Origin of the sequence: Desulfurobacterium pacificum (assembly GCF_900182835.1) — a bacterium.
GTDB lineage: Bacteria > Aquificota > Aquificia > Desulfurobacteriales > Desulfurobacteriaceae > Desulfurobacterium_B > Desulfurobacterium_B pacificum.
In genome coordinates, this window is record NZ_FXUB01000006.1 from 22,909 (window position 1) to 35,721 (window position 12,813).

16 protein-coding genes are annotated in these 12,813 nt (G+C 40.3%); 7 read left to right on the forward strand and 9 right to left on the reverse strand.

The genetic code is table 11. The features are described 5' to 3' along the window. Positions 1-30 precede the first annotated feature (30 nt). A complete protein-coding gene (gene rpsT, locus QOL23_RS07945; RefSeq protein ID WP_283401054.1) occupies positions 31-315 on the reverse strand; it encodes a 30S ribosomal protein S20 in 285 nt (94 codons plus the stop codon). A gap of 111 nt (positions 316-426) precedes the next feature. Between rpsT and bcp the strand changes: the two genes are divergently transcribed. The 6 genes from bcp to eno are packed head-to-tail and all read left to right on the forward strand — an operon-like array spanning position 427 to position 5,017. Then, the gene (bcp, locus tag QOL23_RS07950) at positions 427-900 is read left to right on the forward strand and encodes a thioredoxin-dependent thiol peroxidase (RefSeq protein WP_283401055.1); all 474 of its coding nucleotides are present in this window, start codon (positions 427-429) and stop codon (positions 898-900) included. A gap of 21 nt (positions 901-921) precedes the next feature. Continuing rightward, positions 922-1,719: a TIGR04219 family outer membrane beta-barrel protein gene (locus QOL23_RS07955; RefSeq protein WP_283401056.1), complete on the forward strand. Its 798-nt coding sequence runs from the start codon at positions 922-924 to the stop codon at positions 1,717-1,719. A gap of 9 nt (positions 1,720-1,728) precedes the next feature. Then, the gene (dapC, locus tag QOL23_RS07960) at positions 1,729-2,892 is read left to right on the forward strand and encodes a succinyldiaminopimelate transaminase (RefSeq protein ID WP_283401057.1); all 1,164 of its coding nucleotides are present in this window, start codon (positions 1,729-1,731) and stop codon (positions 2,890-2,892) included. Continuing rightward, positions 2,889-3,278: an ExbD/TolR family protein gene (locus tag QOL23_RS07965; RefSeq protein ID WP_283401058.1), complete on the forward strand. Its 390-nt coding sequence runs from the start codon at positions 2,889-2,891 to the stop codon at positions 3,276-3,278. Before dapC ends, QOL23_RS07965 begins: the two co-directional genes overlap by 4 nt. Next, positions 3,250-3,744: a tRNA (adenosine(37)-N6)-threonylcarbamoyltransferase complex ATPase subunit type 1 TsaE gene (gene tsaE, locus QOL23_RS07970; protein ID WP_283401059.1), complete on the forward strand. Its 495-nt coding sequence runs from the start codon at positions 3,250-3,252 to the stop codon at positions 3,742-3,744. Before QOL23_RS07965 ends, tsaE begins: the two co-directional genes overlap by 29 nt. Continuing rightward, positions 3,728-5,017, forward strand: coding sequence for a phosphopyruvate hydratase (gene eno / locus QOL23_RS07975; protein WP_283401060.1), 1,290 nt, complete (start codon positions 3,728-3,730; stop codon positions 5,015-5,017). The genes tsaE and eno overlap by 17 nt, the downstream gene beginning before the upstream one ends. Before the next feature lie 13 nt (positions 5,018-5,030). Here eno and QOL23_RS07980 read toward each other — a convergent pair whose 3' ends face one another. Genes QOL23_RS07980 through QOL23_RS08015 form a run of 8 tightly spaced genes read right to left on the reverse strand, consistent with a single transcriptional unit; the run spans position 5,031 to position 12,304 of the window. Next, entirely contained in the window at positions 5,031-5,894 is an 864-nt protein-coding gene (locus tag QOL23_RS07980) for a lysophospholipid acyltransferase family protein (protein WP_283401061.1), read from the reverse strand. Then, on the reverse strand, positions 5,824-6,930 hold the full coding sequence (gene lpxK, locus QOL23_RS07985; RefSeq protein ID WP_283401062.1) for a tetraacyldisaccharide 4'-kinase: 1,107 nt from the start codon (positions 6,928-6,930) through the stop codon (positions 5,824-5,826). The genes QOL23_RS07980 and lpxK overlap by 71 nt, the downstream gene beginning before the upstream one ends. Next, on the reverse strand, positions 6,927-8,099 hold the full coding sequence (locus QOL23_RS07990; protein WP_283401063.1) for a 3-deoxy-D-manno-octulosonic acid transferase: 1,173 nt from the start codon (positions 8,097-8,099) through the stop codon (positions 6,927-6,929). Before QOL23_RS07990 ends, lpxK begins: the two co-directional genes overlap by 4 nt. Continuing rightward, the gene (locus QOL23_RS07995) at positions 8,099-8,764 is read right to left on the reverse strand and encodes a 7-carboxy-7-deazaguanine synthase QueE (protein WP_283401064.1); all 666 of its coding nucleotides are present in this window, start codon (positions 8,762-8,764) and stop codon (positions 8,099-8,101) included. Before QOL23_RS07995 ends, QOL23_RS07990 begins: the two co-directional genes overlap by 1 nt. Then, complete coding sequence (locus tag QOL23_RS08000; RefSeq protein ID WP_283401065.1) at positions 8,764-9,270, reverse strand: cob(I)yrinic acid a,c-diamide adenosyltransferase; 507 nt, start codon at positions 9,268-9,270, stop codon at positions 8,764-8,766. The genes QOL23_RS07995 and QOL23_RS08000 overlap by 1 nt, the downstream gene beginning before the upstream one ends. After that, positions 9,263-10,387, reverse strand: coding sequence for a 1-deoxy-D-xylulose-5-phosphate reductoisomerase (gene dxr / locus QOL23_RS08005; RefSeq protein ID WP_283401066.1), 1,125 nt, complete (start codon positions 10,385-10,387; stop codon positions 9,263-9,265). Before dxr ends, QOL23_RS08000 begins: the two co-directional genes overlap by 8 nt. A gap of 1 nt (position 10,388) precedes the next feature. Then, positions 10,389-11,621 (reverse strand): histidine--tRNA ligase, encoded by a 1,233-nt coding sequence (hisS, locus tag QOL23_RS08010; protein ID WP_283401067.1) that lies wholly within the window; start codon positions 11,619-11,621, stop codon positions 10,389-10,391. An 8-nt stretch (positions 11,622-11,629) separates the two neighbouring features. Next, positions 11,630-12,304 (reverse strand): YfgM family protein, encoded by a 675-nt coding sequence (locus tag QOL23_RS08015; protein WP_283401068.1) that lies wholly within the window; start codon positions 12,302-12,304, stop codon positions 11,630-11,632. Between the two features lie 64 nt (positions 12,305-12,368). Between QOL23_RS08015 and QOL23_RS08495 the strand changes: the two genes are divergently transcribed. After that, complete coding sequence (locus tag QOL23_RS08495; protein WP_425604258.1) at positions 12,369-12,806, forward strand: cache domain-containing protein; 438 nt, start codon at positions 12,369-12,371, stop codon at positions 12,804-12,806. The last annotated feature ends 7 nt before the right edge of the window (positions 12,807-12,813 follow it).

A 12,813-nucleotide genomic window follows, 5' to 3' on the forward strand; every position in this document is an offset into this window, starting at 1 on the left:
TTTTATTGTTGCTCTAAAAATATAGTTTAGTTATTGGGCAGCTGCAAATTTCTTTTCAAGCTCGGCAACGGCTTTTGCCACTTTTGATTGTCTTCTTGCAGCTTCGTTTTTGTGGATTGCTCCCCTTGCTGCAGCTCTTTCTATCCACTTCATAGCTACTTTAAGTTGCTCTTTTGCTGCTTCAAGGTTTCCTTCTTCAACAGCCTTGAGAACTTTCTTTGCTTCTGTTTTCATTCTTCTTACGTAGTACCTGTTTCTCTCTCTTCTCTTTATGTTTTGGCGAAGTCTCTTTTTAGCGGATTTTGTATTGGGCATTCTATTTCCTCCACCCTTGGATTGGATTTGACGGGGGAAAGTTTATAGCACTAATTCGGTAAAAGCAAGTGTTTTGGATATAATTCTGGAAACCAATTTCGGGAGGCTATTTTGCTTGAAGTTGGACAGAAGGCGCCAGAGTTTTGTTTGCCTGACGATACAGGTAGAGAACTATGTTTAAAAGACTTAAAGGGCAAATGGGTGGTTCTATATTTCTATCCGAAGGATAATACACCTGGATGCACTAAAGAGGCTCAACAGTTTAGTGAACTTTTAGGTGAATTTGAGAAGTTAGGAGCTGTTGTTTTAGGAGTTAGTCCTGATTCGGTTGAGAGTCATAAAAAGTTTAAGGATAAAAAAGAGTTGAGGGTTACACTTCTTAGCGATGTAAATAAGGAAGTTGTAAAAACTTATGGTGCGTGGCAGCTTAAAAAATCTTACGGTCGTGAGTATTACGGGGTTGTCAGAAGTACCTACCTCATAGACCCTGATGGGAAGGTAGCTTACGTATGGAAGAAGGTCAGGGCTAACGGGCATGCTGAGAAAGTGTTGGAAAAATTGAAAGAGTTAATTAATCAAAACTAAAATAAAGGGAGGGAAGTGGTTATGAAGAGGTTTTTATCAGCTGTTGCAGTGCTTTTAGTTTCTACTTCAGCTTCCTATGCTATTACTATTGAGGGAGGAGCAGGAGGCTGGAAAGAAAACCCTACAGGGTGGATAGAGTATAAGAAGGATAACGTTTCTGGGACAGGAGTTTCTGCTACTACGCACGTTGATTTAAAGAGTGATTTGCACTTTTCCAGTAAAACAAGACCTGAAGGTTGGTTTGCGATTAAAGGAATTCCTATTTTGCCGGATGTAAAAGTTCAATATACAAAGATGAAATTTACAGGTAGCGGAACACCAACAGTAAACTTTACGTTTGGTGATATTACGGTTAATGCAACAGACAAAGTGGACGCTGAATTTAGAGCTAATCAGGTAGATATTACTCTTACCTATGGCGTTCCGTTTGTTAAAGCACTTACGGCAGGAAAGATTGATTTAAACTGGGGCGTTAACGTTAAAGTGATAGATGGCTACGCTAAAGTTGTAGCTGTTTCTCCTATTACCAACGACAAAAAGAGTGAATCAAAATCTGCTACTATTCCTGTGCCTATGGTTCACCTTGATGGAGTTATTAAACCTGTTGAAAAACTTGGTTTGGAGTTTTCAGGAAACTGGATAGGTTACTCTGGAAGTCAGTTTTACGACTTGACAGGAGAGTTTAAGGTTTATCCTGTGAAAAGACTTTTTGTTGGTGTAGGATACAGGTATCAGAGACTTAAGATTGACGATATAAGCGATATCTCTTCCGACATTAAAATAAAAGGTGCTTTTGCTGAAGCAGGATTTACCTTTTAGGGAGTTTGTATGAACAGCAAGGTTCGTTCTCTTAAAGCTTACCCGCAGGATAGGCTTAATAGAGCTAAAGAGGAAGCGAAAGCTAAGGGATTGAAGATATACGATTTTGGGACTGGTGACCCTAAAGAGCCAACGCCTCCCTTTATCAGGGAGGCGCTTATAAAGGCTGTTCCTGAAGTTAGCCAGTATCCTACTGTTAAGGGAAGAAAGGATTTGAGAGAAACAATTGCAAGGTGGTTTGAGAAAAGGTTTGGCGTTTCTCTGAATCCAGAACGTGAAGTTATTCCGACTTCCGGTTCTAAAGAGGCGATTTTTCACTTTCCTTTGGTTTTTATAGATATCGACTCTGAAAGGAGGAAAGTAATTTACGGGATGCCGGCGTATCCTGTTTACGAAAGGGGAACGCTTTTTGCTGGCGGTGAAACTGTTCCTGTTAGATTGAAATATGAAGAGCAGTTTCTATTAAGGCTTGATAAACTGCCTTCTTCTTTACTTGAAGAGACGGCTATTGTGTGGATTAACTACCCTCATAACCCTACGGGAGCTGTAGCTTCTCTTTCTTATTTGGAAGAGGTTTACGGTATTTGTAGGGAATACGGAATTATTCTGTGTTCGGATGAGTGTTATACGGAGATTTACTTTGAGAGTAAGCCGCCGTCTTTACTCCAGGTTGGTAAAGAAGGAGCAGTGGTTTTCCATTCCCTCTCTAAGAGAAGCGGAATGACGGGTTACCGTTCCGGTTTTGTTGCAGGTGATGAGAAAATAGTTTCTACCTATTTAAAGTGGCGTTCTTCTTTTGGCGTTGCATCTCAAGATTTCGTTCAGCAGGCTGCAAAAGCTGCGTGGGAGGATGAGAAGCACGTTGAAGAGAGAAGGGGGATTTTCCGTCGTAAGAGGGACGTTTTTGCTGAGTTGTTTAAAGAGTTGGGACTGGAGTTTGAAGTTCCTGAAGCGACTTTCTATTTCTGGGTGAAGCTTCCTGAAGGTGTTTCTGGTGAGGAGTATGCAGTTCATCTGCTTAACTACGGAATAGTTGTTTCGCCGGGTGAATTCTTCGGTGAGGGTGGAGAGGGTTTTTTCAGAATTGCGCTCGTTCCGACTGTTGAGGAGTGTAAGGAAGCTGCTGTGCTGTGGAAAAAAGCCCATGAAGATTTTATGAGGAAGAGAAATTGAAGTTAAGGGAAAATAAGAAGTCACTTATTGCTGATATTAACCTTTCTCCTATTCTGGACTTATCCCTTATGCTTGTTATCTTTCTTGCCGTTACAACCGAGTTTATTTCTGGTGGAGAGATAAAGGTTCAGGTTCCAAAGGGCGGTGCAGCTGTTGAGAGCACTGCAGGAATAGTGAAGGTTGTTATGGATAAGTGGGGAAAAATCTATTTTAAAGGGAAGGTTTATACCGACCCTGTAAAACTTGCTTCTGTTCTTCCAAAGGATAAAAAGATTTTTATTAAGGCTGATAAGGATACGCCTTACAGGTACGTTTTTACTCTTTTGGACGTTTTGAGAAAGAGCGGTATTAAGAAAGTTGCTCTTGTGGGTCAGAGAGTTGAATAGATGTGAGTTTTTATGCAGAACTGTTGAAGATACGAGGAATTTGGGAAGACTTTTGGGAAAGGTTTCTTTTCCTGGTTTAGTTGTGATTTTGAAAGGCGATTTGGGTTGTGGGAAGACGGAGTTTGTAAGAGGAATGGCTGTTGCTATGGGAATCTCGGAAAATGAGATTTCTTCCCCTTCATTTAACGTTGTTCACGAGTACGATAACTTTGTTCATATGGACCTTTACAGGGTAAAAGGAAATTTTGAGGATATTGGGATTGAAGAGATTTTGGAGGATGAGAGGATAAAGGCGATAGAGTGGGGAGAGCCGGTTTTGGAGGAACTTGAAGGTCTTCCTTTCGTTGTTGTGAGCTGTAGAGAGAGTGAGGAGGGGAGGATTTTTGAGATTGAGGATTATACGGGAAAGGTTTGTGATAAACTGAAAAAGCTTTATGAAGGAGGTATAGATGTCCAGAATAGTTGATGTAAGAGCGAGAGAAATTCTTGATTCAAGAGGTAATCCTACTGTTGAAGTAGAGGTGGCTCTTGAAAGTGGTGTTGTTGCAAGGGCTGCTGTTCCGAGTGGGGCTTCTACAGGTGAAAAGGAAGCTTTAGAGCTGAGAGACAAAGACCCTAAGCGTTATATGGGGAAGGGTGTTTTGAAGGCTGTTAAGAACGTAAACGAAGTTATCGCTCCTGCACTTATCGGTCTTGAGTCAACAGACCAGGTGAATATAGACAGGCTTATGCTTGAACTTGATGGAACAGAAAACAAGAGCAATCTTGGAGCTAACGCTATACTCGGCGTTTCTATGGCTGTGTGTAGAGCTTCTGCTGAGGAGTTAGGATTGCCGCTTTTCAGGTATATAGGTGGAACTAACGCTAAAGAGTTGCCAGTTCCTATGATGAACATCCTTAACGGTGGTGTTCATGCAGATAACAACGTTGACCTGCAGGAATTTATGATTATGCCTGTTGGTGGGGAGAGTCTTTCTGAGTCTTTAAGGATGGGCGTTGAGGTTTACCATACTCTTAAGAAGGTTTTGAAGAGAATGGGACACTCTACGAACGTAGGAGATGAAGGTGGTTTTGCACCGAACCTTGCTTCAAACGAAGAGGCAATACAGGTTATTCTGAGGGCTATTGAAGAGGCAGGTTACGTTCCCGGTGAAGATATTATGATAGCTCTTGATGCTGCATCTTCAGAGTTCTACAAGGGTGATGGCGTTTACGAGCTTGAAGGTGAAGGGAAAAAGTTTGATAGAGAAGGACTTGTTGATTTTTATAGGCAGCTTGTAGAAAAGTATCCTATTATCTCTATTGAAGACGGCATGGCTGAAGATGATTACGAGGGATGGAAACTTTTAACGGCTGCACTTGGTGATAAGGTTCAGCTTGTAGGTGATGACGTATTTGTTACGAACGTTGACCTTTTAAGAATTGGTATCAAGGAAGGTTTTGCCAATTCCATACTTATAAAGCTTAACCAGATTGGAACGGTGACTGAAACTCTTGACGCTATTGAGATGGCGAAGAAGGCGAACTATACAACAGTTATATCTCACAGGTCTGGTGAGACGGAAGATACTTTTATTGCAGATTTAGCTGTTGCTGTTAACAGCGGTCAAATTAAGACTGGTGCGCCTGCAAGGAGTGAGCGTAATGCCAAATACAACCAGCTTTTGAGAATTGAGGAAATGTTGAACGGCGGTGCTGTATTTAAAGGAATAGAGGTTTTTTATAACCTTGAGTTTTAGTTTTTCTCCCCCTTTAGGGGGGAGTTTTTAAAAACTCTTTGAATTCGGGGGAATTTTTCCACCTGTTGTGGAACCAGAACCACTGTTCTGGATGTTTCTTTACGGCTTTTTCTATCTCTTTCGTGTATAGAACAGTTAGTTCTTCTACCGATTTGTTTTCTGGATAGATGGGGCTTCCGATTTCTATTCTGTATCTGTTTTTATCCGTTACAAAACAAAAGGCAGGTATTACAGGTTTTCCTGTCTTTATACTGAGTATGGCTGCACCTTTGTTGGTATAGGTTTTTCTCCCCAAAAATTCTGTGAGGACGCCTTCTTTGACTTTTGGTCTCTGGTCAAGGAGTATTCCTACGTATCTTCCTCTTTTCAGGTCTTTTACCATCTCTATGACGTTACCGGTTGGTATGACTTTTGTTCCCCATTTCTGACGGATACTGTTGATGAGGGCGTCAACTTTTTTGTTTTTCATTGGCTTTGCTATAACTGATAGTTTTCCGCCCGATTTTACGGAAAAGTAAGCACCCATCAGTTCCCAGTTGCCTATGTGGGCTGTAAGGAGGATGCCGCCGCCGGGGGGGATTTTTTCAAGGGGGCATTCTTCTACAAGAGATGAGAGTTCTTCAAAGGAATATTTTTGTGAACGGAAAAAGTCTATGGAACACCTGACGAAGTTCTGCAGGCTTTTTATGCCTATTGACGCCGGGTATCCTGTAAATTTCAGGTTAGTTTCTGTTACCTTTTTTATTCTTGGCACGTTGTAGGCTAAATTTGATAGAACATCTCCTACTTTAAATGCCGTTTCTCTGCTAACGTTTTGTAGAAAGGAGAGACTTGCTTTCAAAAGCAGATACTCCAGCAGGTGCGATACCTTCTTCAAGGTTCTCCTCTTCAGCTTTTTCTACGTTTTTTATGTTGTTTAGAAGAAACTCTTTCAGTCCGGAAACTTCCATTCTGAGAACGGGTACTTTAACGTCAAAGTTTATTTTATCGTGGATTTTTATCAGGTCTTTCTCTGTTGTTACGGGGTTTTGAAGTTTTGATAGCTCTTCTAATTCTTTTTCTGTGTAGTTGTGGTGGTCTTCAAAGATGAAAAGGTTTCTTATTTTAAATCCCATTTTTATGAGCATTTCAACGAACTGTCCGGGATTTCCGATTCCGCAGAAGACGTCTATCTCTTTTTCGGGTGGTAGGGTTTTCTGGAAGTTTTTGTTTATCCAGTATTTGAATTCCTGACTGCCGAAAAAGATGGGTTTGCGGTAGGTTTTGAGGTATAGTTCAACGCTTTCAAGACGCTTTTTGCTTACTACGTTTGCTCTTGTTATTACGAAGGCATCTGCTCTTTCAAGCCCTGATAGGGGTTCTCTCAGTAATCCTAATGGTAGGCATCTGTTGTCTCCGAAGGGCTTGAATGGGTCTATTGCAACTATGTTGATTGTGGGAATTACCTTTCTGTGCTGGAAGCCGTCATCTAATATTACTGCGTTTGCGCCGTTTTCTGCAGCGAATTGAACGCCTTTTGCCCTGTCTTTGCTGACTACAGTAAAGTAGTTTTTGAGCGCGTAGACGGAAGCTTCATCTCCAAACTTTTTCGCATCAGGTGTGGCTATGGCGGTTCCTTTAAAGTTTCCTTTATAGCCTCTTGTAACGATTGCCGGGCGGAATCCGGATTCTTCTAAGATGGTGTAGATTGATTCAACTAAGGGGGTTTTTCCGCTGCCGCCTGCAATTACGTTGCCTACGGATATGACGGGAATTGGGAAGGAGGTTGAGGGGAGGATTTTCCAGTCGTAGAATTTGTTTCTTATTCTTGCAATTGCACAGTAGAGAATTGATAGTGCGAAAAATAGGGGGTATAGAAGGGCGTAAGCACCTTCTTTTTTAGCTACTTTCTTTCTTAACGTTTCTGCGTTCAATCGCTTTCTCCTATAGCCTTGAGAATCTTTTCCAACACGTTTTTCTGTTTAAGGTAGTTTTTGTGGATTTTTTCTGCAAGGTTTTCTCTTTCCGCTTCGTTTGATAGTAGTTTTTTTAGCGTTTCCGATATTTGAGATGCTTCTATTTTAGGTATTTGTAGCGTTTCCACGACGTCTTCAAAAGATTCAACGTGCTTTCCTACTATCACAGGTTTTTTCCAGGCTGCTGCTTCCACAGGGTTGTGCCCTCCAATTCCTTTTACGAAACTTCCTCCTATGACTGCTACGTCGCAGTAAGCGTAAAGGGAAGATAGTTCTCCTATAGTGTTTATTACGTAGAATTCTACATTTTCTTCAACCACTTTTGTCTGGCTGCGGAAAGTGGTTTGGGAAGGTGGGGTGGGGATTTTTCTATTGATGTGCCTTGGGGCTATTATGGTTAGCGGATTTAGACCTTTGGATTTGAGGTAATAATGGGTTTTGACGGCTAATTCTTCTTCGCCTTCGTGCGTGCTTCCCCAGAGGATAATTTTTCTGTTTCCTTTCACTGTTAGGGGCACTTTTTCAGGTTGCGTGAAGGCGAATTTTAGATTCCCTACTACTCTGGTTTCTTTAAAGCCTAGCTGTCTGGCTTTTATTGCGTCTGTTTCGCTTTTTGCTAAAAAAACAGCGTTTGAGAGGAGTGGGAATATGAAGGGTTTGAATTTTTGCAGGCGTTTGAAAGTTTTTTCAGATATTTTGCCGCTTATGAAGTATACCGGGATATTAAGTTCTTTTGCCGACCTTAGAAGGGAAAGCCAGATTTCTGTTTCAAATATGAGGATTTTTCTAAATCTGCCTCTTTTCAGAAAAGACTTTGTGAGGGGATAGAAGTCAAGTGGAATTACTCTTGATGGGACTTCAGGGAAGAGTTTTCTTGCTCTTGAGAGTCCGTAATCTGTAAAGGTGGTTATGGCTATTCTGTCTTTCAAAGTTTCTATGAGTGGTTTACATGTGTTGATTTCACCAATGCTGGCGGCGTGAAGGAGAATTCTGCCTCTGGCTTTTGGGGGAACAAAAGATGAAAGGCGATTTTTTAAAGATACGTTTCCTCTTTTTTTACTTTTAAGCTTTATCAATGGAAAAACTGGTATGGATAGTAGTATCAGTAAGTTGTAGAGCCAGAACACTACTTTATCCCTATGAGTTTATGAATTTGTGGAATTATACGAACGTTTGTTTCATTTATGAATTCTTTGTCAGATAGAACTATTTGAATGACTTTTTTAACGGTTTCTGAATAGCTTTCTTCCGGCGTTTCTATGGGCTGAATAACCGGAGGAAGAGAAAGGAACGGTTTTGCTTTCAGTATTAAATTTTTTGCGAAGTAAAAGTCTTCACCTGTCAGGACGCCGATTTTTAGTTCTGAATTTTCGTAAAACTTTAGAAGTTTGAGCGCGTTTTCTACAGGGAAATTTTCCTTCATGGATGGTGGTTTTGGCGATACTACCAACTTTAGCTTTTGCTGTAGTAAATCGTTTCTAAATATTGCGCCGCAGGTCTCCACTATTATCTCTTTTACGTTTTTCAGCTTGCTAAGTTCTTCTATCAAAATGTTGATATCTTTTTCTTCCAAAGGTTCACCGCCGGTTATTATGATTGTTGGAATGTTCTGTTCCTTTACTATTTGTGTTAAATGGGATATGGAAACTTTTTTTGCACTGTTCCAGGAATATGACGTGTCGCATAGTTTACATTGGATAGAGCACGTTCCCGTTCTGATAAAAAAGGCGGGCTTTCCTACGCTTAAACCTTCTCCCTGTATTGATACGAACGTTTCTGTTAGAGAAATCATCAGTAATCTATGCCCTTCCTTGCTTTTATATTCTTGTAGTAGGGGTGTTTTATCAGTTCAAAATGGGTTACGTAGTCTGCCAATTTTATGAATTCAGCAGGTGCGTGTCTGCCTGTGAGAACCAATTCTAAGTTTTCTGGTTTGTTTTTTATAAAGCTGACGACATCCTGAGTTTTTAGAAATTTAAGGTGAACGGCAACGTTTATTTCATCCAAAACCATCAGATCAAACCGGGGAGCTAAATCTACTGCTAATTTCAGTCCTTTTTCTGCTAACGTTTTGTCTTCTTCTGTGGGATTGAAGTCGTAGTTTTTCCTTCCTGTTTGAATAAACGTTATTTGCGGGAAATTTTTGAGGACAAACATTTCACCGGATGGTTTCCCTTTTATAAACTGAATGAAGCAACACTTTAGCCCATTTCCGGCTGCCCGTATGGTTAGACCCAGAGCAGCAGTTGTTTTTCCTTTACCGTTACCGGTGTAAACGTGGATGAGACCTTTAAACAATGTATTTCCCCGCTACTTTTTTTGCTAACTCTTTTGCTCTTCTGTCTATTTCTGTAACTTCTTCAATTGAAAAGGGGGGCGGGGCATTAAATCGGTTCAGGGTTTCTTCTATTATGGCAGGTATGTGGATGAACTTGATTTTTTTGTTCAGGAAGAGTTCTACGGCTACTTCATCTGCTGCGTTTAGGACTATTGGATAAGGGTATCCTGCCTTCAGGGATTCGTAAGCTAACCTGAGGCATGGGAATTTTTCTGTGTTTGGTTCTTCAAATTCCAAATTGAGTCCGTAGAGGTTGAGGTTGAGTTCTGGAAATGGAAGTGGAAGCCTGTCGGGGTAGGAAAGGGCGTAGGCAATGGGGATTTTCATATCAGCAGTTCCCATCTGTGCAATAACTGAATTGTCTATAAACTTAACTAACGAATGGACGATGCTCTGGGGGTGAATTACCGTTTTAATTTTTTCAGATGGTAGTTCAAATAACCAGAAGGCTTCTATGACTTCAAGTCCTTTGTTCATCAGCGTTGCCGAATCTATCGTTACTTTTTTACCCATACTCCAGTTGGGATGGTTCAGAGCTTCTTCTACCGTTACTGACTCTAAATTTTCTCTGTTTCTAAAAGGTCCTCCGGATGCTGTGAGGATTATTTCTTTTACATTTTCCTTCTTTTCACCCTGAAGACACTGAAAAATGGCAGAATGTTCGCTGTCAACGGGGATTATCTCCTTTGCTTTTTCTTTTATAAATTTACCAGCGCAGACTAAAGATTCTTTGTTGGCAAGAGCTATTCTTGCGCCTTTGCAGGCGCACCAGTAGGTTGGCATTATGCCTGCTGAACCGGTTATCGCAGAAACTGCAATGTCAAAATCTATCTCTTCTATGAGTTTTTTTATTCCTTCAAGTCCTTCGTATGTTTTAACGTTTTTTGGTTTTGAAGAGAAGTTGTTGAAGAGGGCTATTGCTTTGGGTGAGAATTTTTCTGCCTGTCTTAATAGTTTATTTTCGTTGCTGCCCGCTACGAGTCCTACGACCTGAAATTTTTCAGGAAATTGTTCTATAACTTTTAGCGTGTTTTCTCCTATAGAGCCTGTAGAGCCTAATATGAGAACCTTTTTCATCTTAAATCCGTGCTATCAGTTCTTCTACGGAAGTTATCTTTTCCTGTTTTCCAGTTTCTAATTCTTTTAGAGAATAGAATCCTTCTTCTAATTCTCTGTCGCCGATTATTACTACGTATTTTGCCTTTTCTCTGTCTGCTGCTTTGAGCTGGGATTTAAAGCTTCCCTGTCTGTGGTCTATCTGAGTTTTTATGCCTTTCTGGCGCAAGAGAATTAGGAGTTTTAAGCCTTCTTCGTAAGCTTTTTCACCGCCTGTCACTATGAATATACCTTCTCTTTCTGGTTCTTCGTCTGGAATGAGAAGCATTACTCTGTCTATTCCCATTGCGAAGCCTAAAGCCGGTGTGGAAGGACCCTTTAGTTCTTCTACTAATTTATCGTAGCGTCCGCCTGCTAAAACAGTGCTTTGTGCGCCTAATTGGGTTGATTTGAATTCAAAGACAGTTTTTGTGTAGTAGTCAAGGCCGCGGACCAGGTGGAGATTTTCGTTAAACGTGACGTTTAGCAGAGTCAGGTAATTCTTAACTTTTTCAAAATGTTCTTTACACTCTTCACATAGGAAATCGGTAATTATGGGTGCGTTTTTAACTATTTCCTGACAGCTTTCTGTTTTGCAATCTAAAACTCTCAGGGGATTTCTTTTAAATCTTTCTTTGCAGTCCTGACAGAGTTTTTCTTCATGTTTTTGTAGGTATTCTATTAAAGCTTTCCTGTAGAGCGGGCGACAGTTTTCACAGCCGATAGAGTTTATTTCCAGGGTTGTATCTATCTTTAGTTTGTTGAGAATCTCTTGAGCTGTTTGTATAAGTTCTGCATCAGCACCTGGATTGGATAGTCCGAATACTTCACAGCCTGCCTGGAAAAACTGCCTTTTCCTTCCGGCTTGAGGTCTCTCAAATCGGAACATTGGTCCTACATAGAACCATTTTGTAAAAGGTTCTTTTGCGTATATTCCGTGTTGAATGTATGCTCTTGCTGCCGATGCTGTTCCTTCTGGACGAAGCGCTATTGTTCTTCCGCCTTTGTCTTCAAATATGTACATTTCTTTTTGAACTATATCAGTGGTTTCTCCGACACTGCGAGAGAAGAGCTTTGCTTCTTCAAATATGGGAAGTATAACTTCTTTAAAACCTGCAGTTTTGACTGTTTCCTTGAAAGTTTCTACTACTTTTTCAAACTTTTCACTTTCAGGAGGTATTAAATCTTCAACACCTCTTATTGTCTTAAATTCCATTGTTCCTCCTATTTAGAAAGGAGCTGCTGTGCGAGTTGTGTTATGGGGAGATTCTGGTAATCTCCTTTTAGTGCATCTAAAGCGTCTTTAGCTTCCTGTATGTTACCTTTCATTAATCCGGCTATTTCCCTGTATTCTAAGGCTTCTGGATAGGTCCAGTCTTTATCCCGTTTGATTGTATCCAATAGAGATTCTGCCTTGTTTATCTGGTTTTTATCTAACGCTTTTGCTGTTAAAGTTGTTGTTGCAGGAGGAGAGACCAGAAAATTTTTATAGTTTCTACACTTTTCTAAAAGAGAAGTTTGATTTCCCAACTTTCCTGCTAAGAACGCTGCGATTTTTGATGAGGGGGCATTCGGAAATTTGGAAACAGCTATGTTGAAGTATTTTATCGCTTCTTTCTCTTTTCCGTTTCTTAAGTAGAATAGTCCTTTATCTACTATTAACGCAGCTTGCTTTTCTATGCTGATTTTGTGCCATTTGTATATTCCCCAGCTGCCTGCCATTAGCACTACGATGGCTGTTATGAGAGCTAATTTCTTCCAATGTTTTGTTAATAAGTCATAGAGTTTGTAAATGTCAGAAACTAATTGTTCAGCCTGTGGAGTGTCTATTTTTTCAGGTATGTGAATGGGAGGTTCCTCTTTCTTCTTTTGGTATGCTTTATAAGGTGGCTTTTTCAACGAATACCTCCTATAATATTTTCTGGATAGTGAATTTTAGCAGTTTGTTTTTGAGGGGAGGAGTTTGGAGACGCAGCAGTTTGAAGAAGAAATAAAGGAAACAGAAGAAGTAAGTAAAGTAAAAAAGACGCAGTTAGTTGTTCTTATCCTTCTTGTTTTGACGGCGCTTACAGTTACGTCAGTATTCGCGATAAATGTATTTTTCAGGAAAGAGTTAGAAAATGCTATCTATTTTACTGTCGTTGAGCAGAATAAGAAGCGTCTGAAGGATTTAGTTGATACGACCATAATTTCTTTTGTTAGTAAAGAGAGTTCTTTAAAGCAAGATTTAAAGAAGCGATTGAGAAGGGAGGTTCTAAACGCTTATAAGATTGCTTGGGATATTTACAGGGAGTGTAAAAAGTATAAATGTGATGATAGAAAGACGAAAAAATTAATAGTTCAGGCATTAAGGGATTATAGATTTTTAACGATAGAGGGTATATCTTTATTGATACGGTAAAAGGTCC

Excerpts from the sequence above, each read along its gene's own strand:
- rpsT (WP_283401054.1), bottom strand. The coding sequence starts at position 315 with ATGCCCAATACAAAATCCGCTAAAAAGAGACTTCGCCAAAACATAAAG.
- QOL23_RS07955 (WP_283401056.1), top strand. The coding sequence starts at position 922 with ATGAAGAGGTTTTTATCAGCTGTTGCAGTGCTTTTAGTTTCTACTTCA.
- eno (WP_283401060.1), top strand. The coding sequence starts at position 3,728 with ATGTCCAGAATAGTTGATGTAAGAGCGAGAGAAATTCTTGATTCAAGA.
- QOL23_RS07995 (WP_283401064.1), bottom strand. The coding sequence starts at position 8,764 with ATGATTTCTCTAACAGAAACGTTCGTATCAATACAGGGAGAAGGTTTA.
- dapC (WP_283401057.1), top strand. The coding sequence starts at position 1,729 with ATGAACAGCAAGGTTCGTTCTCTTAAAGCTTACCCGCAGGATAGGCTT.
- hisS (WP_283401067.1), bottom strand. The coding sequence starts at position 11,621 with ATGGAATTTAAGACAATAAGAGGTGTTGAAGATTTAATACCTCCTGAA.
- dxr (WP_283401066.1), bottom strand. The coding sequence starts at position 10,387 with ATGAAAAAGGTTCTCATATTAGGCTCTACAGGCTCTATAGGAGAAAAC.